Annotated in this window: 16 protein-coding genes; 9 read left to right on the top strand and 7 right to left on the bottom strand. The window is 71.6% G+C overall.

The genetic code is table 11. From position 1 onward, the window contains the following. The first annotated feature begins 118 nt into the window (after positions 1-118). A complete protein-coding gene (locus SCNRRL3882_RS14950) occupies positions 119-1,060 on the top strand; it encodes a DeoR/GlpR family DNA-binding transcription regulator (protein WP_010045597.1) in 942 nt (313 codons plus the stop codon). Between the two features lie 247 nt (positions 1,061-1,307). Here SCNRRL3882_RS14950 and SCNRRL3882_RS14945 read toward each other — a convergent pair whose 3' ends face one another. Next, entirely contained in the window at positions 1,308-3,083 is a 1,776-nt protein-coding gene (locus SCNRRL3882_RS14945; RefSeq protein WP_010045601.1) for an acetyl/propionyl/methylcrotonyl-CoA carboxylase subunit alpha, read from the bottom strand. A gap of 344 nt (positions 3,084-3,427) precedes the next feature. Between SCNRRL3882_RS14945 and SCNRRL3882_RS14940 the strand changes: the two genes are divergently transcribed. Next, on the top strand, positions 3,428-3,904 hold the full coding sequence (locus SCNRRL3882_RS14940; RefSeq protein ID WP_040904009.1) for a hypothetical protein: 477 nt from the start codon (positions 3,428-3,430) through the stop codon (positions 3,902-3,904). On the opposite strand, the gene SCNRRL3882_RS14935 is transcribed toward SCNRRL3882_RS14940, so the two are convergent. The 4 genes from SCNRRL3882_RS14935 to SCNRRL3882_RS14920 form a co-directional block, all read right to left on the bottom strand. Then, complete coding sequence (locus SCNRRL3882_RS14935; RefSeq protein ID WP_010045608.1) at positions 3,873-4,493, bottom strand: Maf family protein; 621 nt, start codon at positions 4,491-4,493, stop codon at positions 3,873-3,875. The genes SCNRRL3882_RS14940 and SCNRRL3882_RS14935 overlap by 32 nt on opposite strands. 32 nt (positions 4,494-4,525) lie before the next feature. Next, positions 4,526-4,654: a morphogenic membrane protein MmpB gene (gene mmpB / locus SCNRRL3882_RS42235; RefSeq protein WP_010045609.1), complete on the bottom strand. Its 129-nt coding sequence runs from the start codon at positions 4,652-4,654 to the stop codon at positions 4,526-4,528. 103 nt (positions 4,655-4,757) lie between these two features. Continuing rightward, on the bottom strand, positions 4,758-4,967 hold the full coding sequence (locus tag SCNRRL3882_RS14925) for an acyl-CoA carboxylase epsilon subunit (protein ID WP_010045613.1): 210 nt from the start codon (positions 4,965-4,967) through the stop codon (positions 4,758-4,760). Between the two features lie 24 nt (positions 4,968-4,991). Beyond that, a complete protein-coding gene (locus SCNRRL3882_RS14920; RefSeq protein WP_010045615.1) occupies positions 4,992-6,596 on the bottom strand; it encodes an acyl-CoA carboxylase subunit beta in 1,605 nt (534 codons plus the stop codon). Between the two features lie 110 nt (positions 6,597-6,706). Between SCNRRL3882_RS14920 and SCNRRL3882_RS14915 the strand changes: the two genes are divergently transcribed. Beyond that, positions 6,707-7,573, top strand: coding sequence for a biotin--[acetyl-CoA-carboxylase] ligase (locus tag SCNRRL3882_RS14915; protein ID WP_029181566.1), 867 nt, complete (start codon positions 6,707-6,709; stop codon positions 7,571-7,573). Between the two features lie 280 nt (positions 7,574-7,853). Beyond that, complete coding sequence (locus tag SCNRRL3882_RS14910; RefSeq protein ID WP_010045620.1) at positions 7,854-8,957, top strand: adenylate/guanylate cyclase domain-containing protein; 1,104 nt, start codon at positions 7,854-7,856, stop codon at positions 8,955-8,957. A 48-nt stretch (positions 8,958-9,005) separates the two neighbouring features. Here the strand turns inward: SCNRRL3882_RS14910 and SCNRRL3882_RS14905 are convergent, their stop codons facing one another. Further along, positions 9,006-9,662 (bottom strand): hypothetical protein, encoded by a 657-nt coding sequence (locus tag SCNRRL3882_RS14905; RefSeq protein ID WP_010045626.1) that lies wholly within the window; start codon positions 9,660-9,662, stop codon positions 9,006-9,008. 215 nt (positions 9,663-9,877) lie between these two features. Here SCNRRL3882_RS14905 and SCNRRL3882_RS14900 point away from each other — a divergent pair, with 215 nt between their 5' ends. The 3 genes from SCNRRL3882_RS14900 (at position 9,878) to hutH (ending at position 13,548) form a co-directional block, all read left to right on the top strand. Continuing rightward, on the top strand, positions 9,878-10,678 hold the full coding sequence (locus SCNRRL3882_RS14900) for an enoyl-CoA hydratase/isomerase family protein (protein ID WP_010045628.1): 801 nt from the start codon (positions 9,878-9,880) through the stop codon (positions 10,676-10,678). Between the two features lie 83 nt (positions 10,679-10,761). Continuing rightward, complete coding sequence (locus tag SCNRRL3882_RS14895; protein ID WP_029181567.1) at positions 10,762-11,916, top strand: GGDEF domain-containing protein; 1,155 nt, start codon at positions 10,762-10,764, stop codon at positions 11,914-11,916. 93 nt (positions 11,917-12,009) lie between these two features. Further along, positions 12,010-13,548 carry a histidine ammonia-lyase gene (hutH, locus tag SCNRRL3882_RS14890; protein WP_029181568.1) on the top strand — a complete coding sequence of 513 codons (1,539 nt, stop codon included), beginning with the start codon at positions 12,010-12,012 and terminating at the stop codon, positions 13,546-13,548. A gap of 75 nt (positions 13,549-13,623) precedes the next feature. Here hutH and SCNRRL3882_RS14885 read toward each other — a convergent pair whose 3' ends face one another. Further along, positions 13,624-13,917, bottom strand: coding sequence for an LPXTG cell wall anchor domain-containing protein (locus SCNRRL3882_RS14885; protein WP_010045637.1), 294 nt, complete (start codon positions 13,915-13,917; stop codon positions 13,624-13,626). Positions 13,918-14,047: 130 nt separating this feature from the next. On the opposite strand from SCNRRL3882_RS14885, the gene SCNRRL3882_RS14880 reads away from it, so the two are divergent. Both SCNRRL3882_RS14880 and SCNRRL3882_RS14875 read left to right on the top strand, forming a co-directional pair. Next, entirely contained in the window at positions 14,048-14,380 is a 333-nt protein-coding gene (locus SCNRRL3882_RS14880) for a hypothetical protein (RefSeq protein WP_050810316.1), read from the top strand. Positions 14,381-14,656: 276 nt separating this feature from the next. Next, on the top strand, positions 14,657-15,907 hold the full coding sequence (locus tag SCNRRL3882_RS14875) for a L,D-transpeptidase (protein ID WP_010045640.1): 1,251 nt from the start codon (positions 14,657-14,659) through the stop codon (positions 15,905-15,907). The last annotated feature ends 92 nt before the right edge of the window (positions 15,908-15,999 follow it).

Genomic DNA, 15,999 nt, shown 5'->3' with positions numbered 1-15,999 from the left:
TCCCGCTGCTCCGTGCGAACATCTTCTGCTATTCAGCGCAAACTGCTGAAAGCAGACGGTCGCTGGCGTTACTGTCAGTTTCGTGTTCGCTGCAGAACGTCGCCAATTGATCCTCGAAATGGTGCGAGCGAACGGGGCCGTGTCGCTCCGTGAGCTCGCCCGCGTCGTCCAGACCTCCGAAGTGACCGTACGGCGGGACGTGCGCGCGCTGGAGGCAGAAGGACTCCTCGACCGCCGGCACGGCGGTGCGGTACTGCCGGGCGGTTTCACGCGGGAGTCCGGCTTTCCGCAGAAGTCTCATCTCGCGACCGCCGAGAAGACCGCCATCGCCGACCTCGCCGCGAATCTCGTGGAGGAGGGCGAGGCGATCGTGGTCGGGGCGGGTACGACGACCCAGGAGCTGGCCCGTCGGCTCGCCCGGGTGCCCGGGCTGACCGTCGTCACCAACTCACTGCTGGTCGCACAGGCGCTGGCCCATGCCAACCGGGTCGAGGTCGTGATGACCGGCGGTACGCTCCGCGGCTCGAACTACGCCCTGGTCGGCAGCGGTGCCGAGCAGTCCCTGCACGGGCTGCGGGTGTCGCGGGCGTTCCTGTCCGGGAGCGGCCTGACCGCGGAGCGCGGGCTGTCCACGTCCAACATGCTGTCGGCGTCGGTCGACCGGGCGTTGGTGCAGGCCGCCGCGGAGGTGGTGGTCCTCGCGGACCACACCAAGCTCGGGACGGACACGATGTTCCAGACCGTGCCGACGGATCTCATCACCCGCCTCGTGACGGACGAGCCGCCCGCCCACGACGACCGTGCGGCGACGGAGCTTCAGGCGCTTGCCGATCAGGGAGTGCAGATCGCTGTCGCGGGGGCGCCGGGGGGTTCGGCCGGGGCGGGAGGCCCCGGGGGTGATGCCGTGCCGGCGCGTCAGCAGCGTCGGGATGTGCCGTTGCCCGGGCCTCGGCGGCAGGTGCCGGGGGGTGGTGGGGGTGGGTTGCGGTCCACCTCGATGCTGAGTGAGCAGGGCCAGGGGACGGAGCGGGCCAGGGTCGCGGACCTGCGGCGGCGTTGAGAGCGCCGGGCGTCGGTCCAACTGCTGTCGGTCGTCAGGTACCCGGCGCTCGTGCTGGGGCGGGGTGGGTCCGCAGCCCGGCGGAACGGGGTGCCTCCCCCAAGCTCTCGGCTTCGCTCGTGCAGGGGGGTACCCCCATCGCCCACCCGTGCCGCCCTTAGCGGCACGATTGCCCGCAGCTCAGCTGATAACCCCCGGCGCGGCCCCCAGCAGGGGCCGCGCCGTAGGCGGTGTTCGTCTCGCCCGCTCAGTCCTTGATCTCGCAGATCGCCGCGCCCGAGGTGACCGACGCGCCGATCTCCGCGCTGAGGCCCTTGATCGTGCCGGACTTGTGGGCGTTGAGGGGCTGCTCCATCTTCATGGCCTCCAGGACGACGATCAGGTCGCCTTCCTTGACCTCCTGGCCCTCCTCCACCGCGACCTTGACGATCGTGCCCTGCATCGGGGAGGCGAGGGTGTCCCCGGAGGCTGCGGGGCCCGACTTCTTCGCCGCGCGGCGCTTCGGCTTGGCCCCGGCCGCGAGGCCCGTGCGGGCGAGGGACATGCCCAGGGACGCCGGGAGGGAGACCTCCAGACGCTTGCCGCCGACCTCGACGACCACCGTCTCGCGACCCGGCTCCTCGTCCGCCTCCAGGGCGTCCGCAGCCGCCGTGAACGGCTTGATCTCGTTGACGAACTCCGTCTCGATCCAGCGGGTGTGGACCGTGAACGGCCCGTCCTGGCCATGCACCTCAGGCGCGAACGCCGGGTCCTTCACCACCGCACGGTGGAACGGGATCGCCGTCGCCATGCCCTCGACCTGGAACTCCTCCAGGGCACGCGCGGCCCGCTCCAGCGCCTCCTTGCGCGTGCGGCCGGTGACGATCAGCTTGGCCAGCAGGGAGTCCCACGCCGGACCGATGACCGACCCGGACTCCACGCCCGCGTCCAGCCGCACACCCGGGCCGGACGGCGGGGCGAACGCCGTGACCGTGCCGGGGGCCGGCAGGAAGTTGCGGCCCGGGTCCTCGCCGTTGATGCGGAACTCGAAGGAGTGCCCCCGCAGCGCCGGGTCGTCGTAGCCGAGCTCCTCGCCGTCGGCGATGCGGAACATCTCGCGGACGAGGTCGATGCCGGCGACCTCCTCGGTGACCGGGTGCTCGACCTGGAGGCGGGTGTTGACCTCCAGGAAGGAGATCGTGCCGTCGTTGCCGACGAGGAACTCCACCGTGCCGGCGCCGACGTAGCCGGCCTCCTTCAGGATCGCCTTGGAGGCCGAGTACAGCTGCTCCACCTGCGCGTCGGACAGGAAGGGGGCGGGGGCCTCCTCGACCAGCTTCTGGTGCCGGCGCTGGAGGGAGCAGTCACGCGTCGAGACCACGACCACGTTGCCGTGCTGGTCGGCGAGGCACTGGGTCTCCACGTGCCGCGGCTTGTCGAGGTAGCGCTCGACGAAGCACTCGCCCCGGCCGAAGGCCGCCACGGCCTCGCGGACCGCCGAGTCGTACAGCTCCGGGACCTCTTCCAGCGTCCGCGCCACCTTCAGGCCACGGCCGCCACCGCCGAACGCCGCCTTGATGGCGATCGGCAGACCGTGCTCCTCGGCGAAGGCGACGACCTCCTCAGCACCGGACACCGGGTCGGGCGTGCCCGCCACCAGCGGGGCGCCGGCGCGCTGCGCGATGTGCCGCGCCGCGACCTTGTCACCCAGATCGCGGATCGCCTGCGGCGGCGGGCCGATCCAGATCAGGCCCGCGTCCAGCACCGCCTGCGCGAACTCCGCGTTTTCGGAGAGGAAGCCGTAGCCGGGGTGGATCGCGTCCGCGCCCGACTCGCGAGCGGCCTTCAGCACCTTCTCGATGTCGAGGTAGCTGGTGCCCGGCGTGTCACCGCCCAGGGCGAACGCCTCATCCGCGGCGCGGACATGCAGAGCGTCCCGGTCCGGGTCGGCGTAGACGGCCACGCTCGCGATGCCGGCATCCCGGCAGGCCCGGGCCACGCGGACAGCGATTTCGCCACGGTTGGCGATGAGCACCTTGCGCACGATGAGGCTCCCTCCTTGAAACAAGCCGAGTTTAGGGACTGCCGACACGGCACTTCGACCCGTCCCCAGTGGTGAGCTTGCCCACACGGAGCGTGATGCGAGGCTCGCTCGACCCGCGAAATCCCTTGTCGCACCGCGGTACGCAGTACTACTCCGGGAAACCCTAGCCCTCTCCTGTGGTCAAGGTCTCTGTCATCACGTGCTGCGGGCCACTCTGTTTCTTTGTGGAGTCCCTACGAATGGCCCAATGATTCTTTGCCCGCCGCAGAACCCTTGTCCCAGGGTTTACTCGTTAGTAGCGTTCGCGATGTCTCGAACGTACTAGGGGTAAGTGGGTGGGCCCGGTGGTGCGCAGGCCGGTGGCGTGGATCGTGGCGGTGGTGCTCTTCGGTGAGGCGCTCGGCATCGCCGCGCTGAACTGGTTCCTCGGCGTCGTCGTCGACCGGCAGGACATGTCGCTGGCCGGGCTCGACCCGCACATGATGGCCGTGTCGTCGAAGATCGGCGGGATCGCCTTCGGCCTCTACTTCGCGCTGTGCGGCCTGGTCGCCCTGCTGGTGGCGCTGCGGGACCGGCCCCCGGCGGGCTTCGGGCGGGTGCTGCTGATCAGCACGGCCGTCGTGCACGGGCTGCTCGGCGCGTTCACCTGGGGACTCGTCGGCTGGCCCGCGTTCCTCTTCATGGTGCTGGTGCTCGGCCTGGTCGTGCTGCTGCTGATGACGTACGACCGTCCGGCCGGGCCCGCCGACGCCGCGCCCCAGGACGGGACGGGCGGCGACGGCTCCCCGGTCACTTCTCCGCCGGCTCCCACAACTCCGTGATACCGACGCCCAGTTCGGCGAGGAGACGCCGTACGAGGGGCAGGCTGATGCCGATCACGTTGCCGTGGTCGCCGTCGATGCCGTCGATGAACGGGGCCGAGCGGCCGTCCAGCGTGAACGCCCCGGCGACGTAGAGGGGCTCGCCGGAGGCGACGTAGGCCGCGATCTCCTCGTCGGTGGGATCGCCGAAGTGGACGACGGTGGACGCGGTGGCGGAGGTGTAGCGGCCGGAGAGCGTGTCGTAGACGCAGTGGCCGGTCTGGAGGGTTCCGGCGCGTCCGCGCATCGCCTTCCAGCGGGCGGTGGCCTCCTCGGCGTCCGCGGGCTTGCCGAGGGCCTGGCCGTCCAGGTCGAGCACCGAGTCGCAGCCGATCACGATCGCGCCCTTGGCCTCCGGCCGGGCCGCCACGACGGAGGCCTTCGCCTCGGCGAGGGCGAGCGCCAGCTCGGCGGGGGTGGGTGCGGTGACGGCGTCCTCGTCGACGCCGCTCACGATCACCTCGGGGGCGAGACCGGCCTGGCGGAGCAGCCCGAGCCGGGCGGGGGACTGGGAGGCGAGGACGAGTCGGCGGCGCGGCTGATCTGTCATGCGTTCAGCGTATCGGCGTCACCTGTCACCTCTCACCTCACGCCGATCACGATCATCGCCAGCACCATGGCCAACGCCATGAGAACGCCCAGCCGCCGAAGCATGTCCTGCGTGTCGCGCAGCTCTTTCGGCGGTTCGTTCTCGGGGTCGGACCACAGCATGACACCAGCGTGCGGCTTCCCGGGGCGGGGCGCCTGAGTAGGGGTACTCAAATCGGCGCCCCGCGTTGTTCCGCAGTGCGCGGTTCCCCGCGCCCCGGGAGCTTCAGCTCGGCCAATAGGTGCGGCCCCATGCCGCCGGGCCCGGCTGGGGCAGGCGGTGGGCTGCGATGCGGGACGGGTCGGACCAGGAGTCGCGGGTGACCGGCGCGCCGGGCGGCGTTGCGGCCGCCGCCGCGGCGCGGGCCCTGACCACCGCCAGGGCGGCGGCCAGCTCCTCCGGGGTCGGGTTGCCCCGTACGACCTTGATCGTCATGTGGGCCTCCTGGGCTCGCCGGGACTAGAGGGGGATGTTGCCGTGCTTCTTCGGGGGCAGGGATTCCCGCTTCGTACGCAGTTGACGCAGACCCCGTACGACGTGCCGGCGGGTCTCGGACGGCAGGATCACGGCGTCGACGTAACCGCGCTCGGCCGCGACGTAGGGGTTGAGGAGGGCGTCCTCGTACTCCCGGATCAGCCGGGCCCGGACCGCCTCCAGATCCTCGCCGTTCGCCTCGGCCTCGGCGATCGTGCGGCGGTGCAGGATGTTGACCGCGCCCTGGGCGCCCATGACGGCGATCTGGGCGGTGGGCCAGGCGAGGTTGAGGTCGGCGCCCAGGTGCTTGGAGCCCATGACGTCGTAGGCGCCGCCGAAGGCCTTGCGGGTGATGACGGTGATGAGCGGGACGGTCGCCTCGGCGTAGGCGTAGATCAGCTTGGCGCCGCGCCGGATGATGCCGTCGTGCTCCTGGTCGACGCCGGGCAGGAAGCCGGGGACGTCGACGAAGGTGATCACCGGGACGTTGAAGGCGTCGCAGGTCCGCACGAAGCGGGCGGCCTTCTCGCTGGCCTTGATGTCGAGGCACCCGGCGAGCTGCGTCGGCTGGTTGGCGATGATGCCGACCGGGTGGCCCTCGACCCGCCCGAAGCCGGTGACGATGTTCGGCGCGTACAGCGGCTGCGTCTCGAAGAACTCGGCGTCGTCCAGGACGTGCTCGATCACCGTGTGCATGTCGTACGGCTGGTTCGCGCTGTCCGGGACGATCACGTCCAGTTCGCGGTCCTCGTCGGTGACCTCGAGGTCGGCCTCCTCGGGGAAGGCCGGCGGCTCGGAGAGGTTGTTGGACGGCAGGTACGACAGCAGCTGCTTGATGTACTCGATGGCGTCCTTCTCGTCACCCGCCATGTGGTGGGCGACTCCGGACGTCGAGTTGTGGGTCCTGGCCCCGCCCAGCTCCTCGAAGCCGACGTCCTCGCCGGTGACGGTCTTGATGACGTCGGGGCCGGTGATGAACATGTGCGAGGTCTGGTCGACCATGACCGTGAAGTCGGTGATGGCGGGGGAGTAGACGGCCCCGCCCGCACACGGGCCGACGACCAGGCTGATCTGCGGGATGACACCCGACGCGTGGGTGTTGCGGCGGAAGATCTCGCCGTAGGCACCGAGGGAGGCGACGCCCTCCTGGATCCGGGCGCCGCCGGAGTCGTTGATGCCGATGACCGGGCAGCCGGTCTTCAGGGCGAAGTCCATGACCTTGACGATCTTCTGCCCGTAGACCTCGCCGAGGGCCCCGCCGAAGACGGTGAAGTCCTGCGAGAACACGGCGACGGGGCGGCCGTCGACGGTGCCGTACCCGGTGACGACGCCGTCGCCGTAGGGCCGGTTCTTGTCGAGGCCGAAGTTGGTGGAGCGGTGCCGGGCGAACTCGTCGAGTTCGACGAAGGAACCCTCGTCGAGCAGGAGCTCGATCCGCTCACGGGCCGTCAGCTTGCCCTTGGCGTGCTGCTTCTCGACGGCGCGTGCGGAGCCGGCGTGCGTCGCCTCATCGATGCGGCGCTTCAGATCCGCGAGTTTGCCCGCGGTCGTGTGAATGTCAGGCTGCTGCTGCTCTTCCGGCTCGGACATCGGGATGCGGCTCCCTGCCTGCTCAAAAGGGGGGACGGTTACTCATCCGTAGAGTAGTGGGGGCCCTCCACATCGGCAGTGCGGCGTTTACCACACCTAGGGTGGCTTGCATGACGCCGCGAGATGCATCAGAGCCGAACGGTAGCCGTTGGTCGGACCTGGACCGTCCGCCCCTCAACATCACCGCCCTGCGCCGGGGACTGGTGCATGAGGGCGGGCTGTGGTCCGAGGTGGACGTCGTGCAGCGCACCGGCTCCACGAACTCCGACCTGGTGGCCCGGGCTGCCGAGGGCAGGGCCGCCGAGGGCGCGGTGCTCGTCGCCGAGGAGCAGACGGCCGGGCGCGGGCGCCTCGACCGGCAGTGGACGGCACCGCCCCGTTCCGGCCTGTTCTTCTCCGTGCTGCTCACGCCGGGCGAGGTGCCGGTGGCGCGGTGGGGGTGGCTGCCGCTGCTCACGGGTGTCGCGGTGGCGACGGGGCTGTCGCGGGCGGCGGGCGTCGACACGGCGCTGAAGTGGCCGAACGACCTGCTGGTCACCGTGCGGGGCGAGGAGCGCAAGGCCGGGGGGATTCTGGCGGAGCGGGCGGGCGACGACGGGGTCGTCATCGGGGTCGGTATCAACGTCACGCTGAAGGAGGACGAGCTGCCGGTGCCCACGGCGGGGTCGCTGGAGCTGGCCGGGGCCGTGAGCACGGACCGGGACCCGTTGCTGCGGGGGGTGCTGCGGGCTCTGGAGGAGTGGTACGGGAAGTGGCGTGCCGCCGCGGGTGAGGCGGGTGCCTGTGGGTTGCTGGAGGCGTATGCGGCGGGGTGCGCGACGCTCGGGAGGGAAGTGCGGGCGGAGTTGCCGGGCGATCGGGCCGTGGTGGGGGAAGCGGTTGCGGTGGACGGGGACGGGCGGTTGGTGCTGGCGACGGAGGAGGGGGTGCAGGAGCCTGTCGGCGCGGGGGACATCGTGCACCTGAGGCCTGCTTGAGCTGAGGTGGGGTGGGCGCGCAACCCGGCGCTGCGGGGTGCCGCTGCGCCCACCCGTGCCGCCCCAAGCGGCACGACTGCCCGCAGCTGGGCGAGTCGATCAGCCCGCTCAGCCCGTCCGGCGACTGAGGCCCCTTGGGACGGTGGGGCAGCGCCGGGTGCCTTGGAGACGCCGGGCGCCTCATCCCACGGCTGAACCTGACGGAGTGAGCTGGCGCACACCTGCCGTAGAGTTGAGGCCGGTCGATACATGGCCGTGACAGATCGGAAGGGCAGCACGCGTGACCGTCGACGACTCGGGTTCCGGCACGGACGCGCAGGGCGCCGACCCCGGCGAGGATCCGCTCGCCCTGCGTCTGGAACACCTGATCCTGGGCGCCGAGCGCCGCTACACCCCGTTCCAGGCGGCCCGCAGCGCCGGCGTCTCCATGGAACTGGCCTCCCGCTTCTGGCGGGCCATGGGCTTCGCCGACATCGGGCAGGCCAAGGCGCTCACGGAGGCGGACGTCCTCGCACTGCGGCGCCTGGCCGGTCTCGTCGAGGCGGGGCTGCTGAGCGAGGCGATGGCCGTCCAGGTGGCCCGGTCCACCGGGCAGACCACGGCGCGGCTCGCCGAATGGCAGATCGACTCCTTCCTGGAGGGGCTGACCGAGCCGCCCGAGCCGGGCATGACGCGCACCGAGGTGACGTACCCGATCGTCGAGCTGCTCCTGCCCGAGCTGGAGGAGTTCCTGGTCTACGTCTGGCGGCGGCAGCTCGCCGCCTCGGCCGGACGGGTCGTGCAGGCCGCCGACGACGAGGAGATGGTGGACCGGCGGCTCGCGGTCGGCTTCGCCGATCTGGTCGGGTTCACGCGGCTGACCCGCCGGATGGAGGAGGAGGAGCTCGGCGAGCTGGTCGAGGCCTTCGAGACCACCGCCGCCGACCTGGTCGCCGCGAACGGCGGTCGGCTGATCAAGACCCTCGGTGACGAGGTGCTGTACGCCGCCGACGACGCGGGCACGGCCGCCGAGATCGCCCTCCGGCTGATCGAGACCATGGCGCACGACGAGACGATGCCGGAGCTGCGCGTCGGCATGGCGTTCGGCACGGTGACCACCCGAATGGGTGATGTCTTCGGTACGACCGTGAACCTGGCCTCCCGGCTCACCTCGATAGCTCCGAAGGACGCCGTACTCGTCGACACCGCCTTCGCCGAGGAGCTGATCCGCACGCAGGACGCCCCCTCCTCGGAGGCGGAGGCGGCCGAGGAGGCCGCGGCGGCGGAGAAGGAGGGCGAGGAGCCGCCGTCGTACCGGTTCGCGTTGCAGCCGATGTGGCAGCGGCCGGTGCGTGGGCTGGGCGTCGTGGAGCCGTGGCTGCTCACACGGCGGGACAGCGCCTGACGAGGCCGGCGGAGGCCGGCGGAGGCCGGCCGGGGCCGACGGGTGCTCTCAGCCCGGTAGGTCCACGCACACGCCGATGACCGGCACGCACAGGCCCGGGTCCTGCGGTTTCTTCGGCTTCTCGGGCTCGGGTGCCGGGGCTGGGGCCGTCCGGCTCGGTGGTGAGGACTGGGGCGGGGCCGGGCGGGGGGCCTTGCCCGTCGCCGACGGTGCCGGGGGGTTCGGCGTGTCGGGGATGGTCGTGGGCTGGGGAGCCGCGGCCGAATGTGCCCCCCGGGTGTCGGCGGACGGCGGCGTGGACGGGGTGGGCGAGGCCTTGGCCTGGCCGCGGGTGCCCGGCGACGGGGTCAGGCCGCCCAGGGCGGTGGGTGACGAGGGGCTCGCCTCGGGGGTGGCGGGTGCGGTGGCGGCGGTGTTCGTGGCGTCGTCCGTGCCGGTCGTGACGGGGTCCGGGCGGGGCTCGGCCTCGACCGTGCCGACGCTGTCGGTGCCGGGGCCGGAGGTCAGGCGTACGAGGCTCAGGGCGCCGGCTGCCAGGGCGAGGCCGCCGGCGGCGAGCAGGGCCTTGCGGGGACGGGGCTTGCGGTGGCGGCCTCGGGTGCGGGGGGAGGAGGGGCCGGTTTCCGTTTCCGTGGGGGCCGGGGCGTACGGCGTGGCCGGGTCGGTGTTCCGTTGCGGCCTCGCCGGCGTGTTCGTCGTCGTCATGGTCCCTCCCCGGTACGCACGCGCCCCCAGCGCGCCGTGGCCAACGCACGCTATGCGCTGCCGTGGGTGATCGGGCCGGAGTCGGGGTGATGTCACTCGAACGGGTGGGCGGGGTGGCGGGGCCGGAACCGGACGCGTCCGCTCTTCCGCGGGTGGGGTGGGGCTGCGATGATCGGAGCGGTGAAGGTGTTAACCCGCGTTAACCGGAGGGTGTCATGAGTGAGGAACGGTTCGGGGAGTTCGTGCTGGTGCGGCGGCATGAGCAGGGGCATGTCGCGGAGCTCGTCCTCGACCGGCCCAAGGCCATGAACGCGGTGTCGACGGAGATGGCGCGGTCGATCGCCGGGGCGTGTGCGGCGCTGGGTGAGGACCGGGACGTACGGGTGGTCGTCCTGACCTCGTCGCATGAGCGGGCGTTCTGCGTCGGGGCCGATCTGAAGGAGCGGAACTCGTTCAGCGATGCCGAGCTGGTGCGGCAGCGGCCCGTCGCGCGGGGGGCGTACACCGGGGTGCTCGAACTGCCGGTGCCGACGGTGGCGGCGGTGCACGGGTTCGCGCTGGGGGGCGGGTTCGAACTGGCGCTGGCGTGTGACGTGATCGTGGCGGACCGGACGGCGGTGGTGGGGTTGCCGGAGGTCTCGGTGGGGGTGATTCCCGGGGGTGGGGGGACGCAGTTGCTGCCGCGGCGGGTGGGGGCGGCGCGGGCGGCTGAGCTGATCTTCTCGGCGCGGCGGGTGGAGGCCGTCGAGGCGGGGGAGTTGGGGCTGGTCGACCAGGTGGTGGAGGAGGGGCGGGATCGGGAGTCGGCGCTGGAGCTGGCTGCTCGGATCGCCGGGAACTCGCCGGTGGGGCTGCGGGCGGCGAAGCGGGCCTTGCGGTTGGGGCAGGGGCTGGACCTGCGGGCCGGGCTCGAGGTGGAGGACGCGGCCTGGCGGGCTGTGGCGTTCTCGGGGGATCGGGCGGAGGGGGTCGCCGCGTTCAACGAGAAGCGGAGGCCGCAGTGGCCGGGGGAGTGAGCCGAGGCCGCTGGGGGCGTCCGGTCCTCCCCGTTCGCCCCGTCAACAGAACCAAATGGCTGGAAACTGCCTAGCCTGGGGTGATGGGTGAGGACAGACGGCTTGTGGCTGTCGTCGCGTTGGCTCAGGGGATGGCGGCCGCGCACGGGTCGCGTGAGGCGTGGCGTGCGGCGGCTGTCGGGGCGTGCCGGGCGCTGGGCGGGAGCTTCGCCGCGCTGTCGGTGTGGGAGCGGGAGCTCGGGCGGCTGAAGGTCCTCGTGAACGTCGGTGAGCTGGCCGAGGGGGAAGAGGAGTTCCCGGAGGACGAGTCCTACCCGGTGCACCAGTTCGCGGAGATCACCGAATTCCTGCACGAGCGGTGGGCCGCCGGTGGCGGGGAGCCGGACGCCTGGGTGGAGACCGCCGAGGGGCCCGCCGCCGGGCGGCGTCCCGGGTACTGCCATCAGCGCGTCGCCGCCCTGCGCCGCCGGGGTCGCGGCTGCTGCGTGGTCGCGCCCATCGTGCTGCACGGCCGGGCCTGGGGCGAGCTGTACGTCGCCCGGCCGGTCGGGGAGCCCGTCTTCGAGCGGGCCGACGCCGACTTCGCCACCGTCCTGGCCGCCGTCGTCGCCGCCGGTATCGCCCAGACCGAGCGGCTGGAGGAGGCCCGGCGCCTCGCGTTCACCGACGCGTTGACGGGACTGGCCAACCGCCGTGCCGTCGACGTACGCCTGGAGCAGGCGATCGAGCGGCACCGCGGGGACGGAGCCGTCGTCAGTCTCGTCGTCTGCGATCTGAACGGGCTCAAGCGCGTCAACGACACCCACGGGCACGCCGCCGGCGACCGGCTCCTGGAGCGCTTCGGCTCGGTGCTGTCGCTGTGCGGGGCCATGCTGCCGGGGGCCCTGGCGGCGCGGCTCGGCGGGGACGAGTTCTGTCTGCTCGCGGTCGGGCCGCCCGCCGACCAGGTCGTGAAGGCGGCTGGTGAACTGTGCCGCAGGGCGGCGGAGTTGGAGCTCGGGGACGGTGTGGCCTGCGGGGTCGCGTCCACCGAGGATCCGATCGGGCCCGTGCGCTCGGCCCGGCGGCTGTTCCGGCTCGCCGACGCGGCCCAGTACCGGGCGAAGGCCGAGCGGGCCACGCGGCCGGTCGTCGCCGGGCGGGCCGGCCCCGACGACCCCGTCGTGCGGCTCGCGGACGAGCCGTCCCAGGAGGCCGACGGTGAGCGCCGGCGCTTCCGGGGGCGGCACGCGCCCTGAAGCGGGCCGGCCGTGTGACGCATCAGTAAGGGGTGAACCCCGCCCCCAGTGGTGACATCATCGAATTCACTGCGTACGCTCCTGAATATGGATATGCACACTGTGGTGGTGGGGACGTCCGGGGTGACCGCGTCCGACGTGCTCGCCGTGGCGCGCGGCGGCGCCCGCGTCCAGCTCTCCGAGGAGGCGCTGGCCGCCCTCGCCGCGGCCCGCGAGATCGTGGACGCGCTGGCGGCCAAGCCCGATCCCGTGTACGGCGTGAGCACCGGCTTCGGGGCCCTGGCGACCCGGCACATCAGCCCTGAGCTGCGCGCACAGCTCCAGCGCAACATCGTCCGCTCGCACGCCGCCGGCATGGGACCGAGGGTGGAGCGGGACGTCGTACGCGCCCTGATGTTCCTGCGGCTGAAGACCGTCTGCTCCGGGCACACCGGCGTACGGCCCGAGGTCGCGCAGACCATGGCCGACCTGCTCAACGCCGGTATCACCCCGGTCGTGCACGAGTACGGCTCCCTCGGCTGCTCCGGCGACCTGGCGCCGCTGTCGCACTGCGCGCTCGCGCTCATGGGCGAGGGAGACGCCGAGGGGCCCGACGGTGCCGTGCGCCCGGCCGCCGAACTCCTCGCCGAGCACGGCATCCAGCCGGTCGAACTGCGCGAGAAGGAAGGCCTCGCCCTTCTCAACGGCACCGACGGCATGCTCGGCATGCTGGTCATGGCCCTGGCCGACCTGGACACGCTCTACCGGTCCGCCGACGTCACGGCCGCTCTGTCGCTGGAGGCCCTGCTCGGCACCGACAAGGTCCTCGCCCCTGAACTGCACGCCATCCGGCCGCACCCGGGGCAGGCCGCCAGTGCCGCCAACATGCTGGCGGTGCTGAAGGGTTCGGGTCTGACCGGGCATCACCAGGACGACGCGCCGCGCGTCCAGGACGCCTACTCGGTGCGCTGCGCCCCGCAGGTCGCCGGGGCCGGGCGGGACACCATGGCCCATGCCCGGCTCGTCGCCGACCGCGAGCTGGCCTCCGCGGTGGACAACCCGGTCGTACTGCCCGACGGGCGCGTGGAGTCCAACGGCAACTTCCATGGCGCGCCGGTCGCCTACGTCCTGGACTTCCTCGCCGTCGCCGTCGCCGACCTCGGCTCCATCGCCGAGCGGCGCACCGACCGGCTGCTCGACAAGAACCGCAGCCACGGCCTGCCGCCGTTCCTCGCCGACGACGCCGGTGTGGACTCGGGCCTGATGATCGCTCAGTACACCCAGGCCGCGCTGGTGAGCGAGATGAAGCGGCTCGCCGTACCGGCGTCCGCCGACTCGATCCCCTCCTCCGCGATGCAGGAGGACCACGTCTCGATGGGCTGGTCGGCGGCGCGCAAGCTGCGCACGGCCGTCGACAACCTCACCCGGGTCCTGGCCGTCGAGCTGTACGCCGCCACGCGCGCGATCGAACTGCGCGAGGGGCTGACCCCGGCGCCGGCGACGCGGGCGGTCATCGACGCCCTGCGCGAAGCCGGAGTCCAGGGCCCGGGCCCGGACCGGTTCCTGGCGCCCGACCTGGCCGCGGCGGACGCGTTCGTGCGCGACGGGCGGCTGCTGGCCGCGGTGGAGACGGTCACCGGCCCGCTTCAGTAGGCGGTCAGGAGGGGAAGGCCGGCCGGGGCCCCGCCGCGTGGCAGGGCCCCGGCCGCGTGACGTCGGAAGCCGACCTCAGAAACCGAGGCGTTCCCGGCGGACCGAGTACGCGACGAAGCCCGCGCCCAGCGTGAGGAAGAGCGTGCCGCCGATGACGTACGGCGTGCTGTCGAAGCTGCCCGTGTCGGCGAGGCGGGTGCCGGTGACGGAGTCGCCCGCGGTCGTGGCCGCGATCCGCGCCTGCTCCGTGACCTGCGGCGACGGGCTCGCCGCGACCGCGTCTCTCACCGGGGAGTCCGACGTCGCGTTGGCGGAGGGGACGAACCACAGGGCGCCCAGCAGGGTCGCTGCGGCGGTGGCGGTCAGCAACGGACGGCGAGCGGATGACACGGAATATCGATCCCCTTGTGGCGCTGGCGAATTGGCCGTGTGGGGCGATGTTAGTGAAAGTCGCGGGTCACGGGAAAGTCACGGGAGGGCCTGGACGTACGCTCGCGCCATGAGCACTCCAGAGACATCACGTTTTGTCCGGCTTCGGGTGGAACTCGTTCTCGAGGTCGAGGACGCGGACGGGATCACCAAGGCCGCGCTGCGCCGGATCGCCGACGACGGCGAGATGCCGGCCGCGGAACGGGCCCACGGCGAAGCCGCTGTGACGGAAGACACTGCCGAGGCCCTCGCGTACCTCGTGGATCCGTTCGACCTGGTCAGCAAGGTGCCGGGGGTGGAGCTCCAGCAGGCCTCCTGGAGCAGCGAGCGGATCGAGTACGACCCCGATTCGCCGGACTGGGACCTCGACGAGGATGATGTCGACGACGACAGCGACAGCTGAGGCACTTGGGAAAACAGTGACCCCGGGCGGCAACCGTCGTCCGGGGTCACTGCGTCTCAAGCGGCGCACCGCCCTGAGCCGCACCGTCCGCGCCCGTTCGCCGCGGACGTGCGCGGACGTGGTGATCCCCACACGTGCGCGGCATGGGGAACCGGATGAACCGGTCGTAGCGTTGAAAGTTCCGGGCGAGGACTCACGAGTCCTGACGGGGGCACTTGGACTTTGACGGGGACACTCGGGGTTTTGGGGAAATCGGCAACGATGGAGAAGCGTGTGATGACGGTCAGTAAGCGGCGCAAGGGCCTGACGGTCGCGTCCGCACTGCTCGGCGGAGTGCTGGTGCTCTCGGCCTGTTCCGGCGGCGACGACAACGCCTCCGGCAGCGACGGCGGCGGCAGCTCCCAGTCGAAGGTCGACGAGGCCGCGGCCAAGAAGGCCTCCAAGGCCCAGATCAAGATCACACCCGAGGACGGCTCCGACAACGCCTCCATCAACAACTCCGCAGCCGTCACCGTGAGCAAGGGCACGCTCACGAGCGTCAAGATGACGACGGCCGACGGCACGGAGGTCAGCGGCCAGATATCCGCCGACAAGACCAGCTGGAAGCCCAGCACGCAGCTGGAGCGCTCCACGACCTACAAGCTGGCGGCGGAGGCGAAGGACTCCGACGGCCGCGTCGCCCACGAGAACGCCTCGTTCACCACGGTCTCCCCGGCCAACAGCTTCATCGGCACCTTCACCCCGGACGACGGCACCACCGTGGGCGTCGGCATGCCGGTCTCGATCAACTTCGACAAGGCGATCACCAACAAGGCCGCCGTCCAGAAGGGCATCAAGGTCAGCACGACCAGCGGCCAGGAGGTCGCCTGCCACTGGTTCAACGCCAACCGCATGGACTGCCGCCCCGAGGACTACTGGAAGGAAGGCTCCACCGTCACGCTGAAGCTCGCGCTCGACGGTGTCCAGGGTGCCGAGGGCGTCTACGGCGTCCAGCAGAAGACGGTCACCTTCAAGATCGGCCGCAACCAGGTCTCGTACGTCGACGCGAAGACCAAGCAGATGAAGATCACGCAGGACGGCAAGGTCGTCCGGACGATCCCGATCTCCGCCGGCTCGCCGGCGAACAAGACCTACGAGGGCATCATGGTGATGTCCGAGAAGTTCAAGGAGACGCGCATGAACGGCGCGACCGTGGGCTTCACGGACGACGACGGCAAGGGCGAGTACGACATCAAGGACGTGCCGCACGCCATCCGCCTGTCGAGCTCCGGCACGTTCATCCACGGCAACTACTGGGGCGCCAAGTCCATCTTCGGCAACGTGAACACGAGCCACGGCTGCGTCGGCCTCCAGGACGCGAAGGGCGCGAACGACCCGAACACCCCGGGCGCGTGGTTCTACAACAACTCGATGATCGGTGACGTGGTGGTCGTCGAGAACACCGGCGACAAGACCATCGCGCCGGACAACGGCCTCAACGGATGGAACATGAGCTGGGCCGACTGGAAGGCCGGTTCGGCGGTCTGACGGGTATTCCGTAGCCGCACCCAGGCGAGCCGCCGCCCTGCCCCGATCCCGGGGCGGGCGGCGGCTCGCCTTGCGTACGGGCGTGTCAAGGA

This window comes from Streptomyces chartreusis NRRL 3882 (assembly GCF_900236475.1).
GTDB lineage: Bacteria > Actinomycetota > Actinomycetes > Streptomycetales > Streptomycetaceae > Streptomyces > Streptomyces chartreusis_D.
This window is presented reverse-complemented; position numbering and strand designations above follow the sequence as displayed.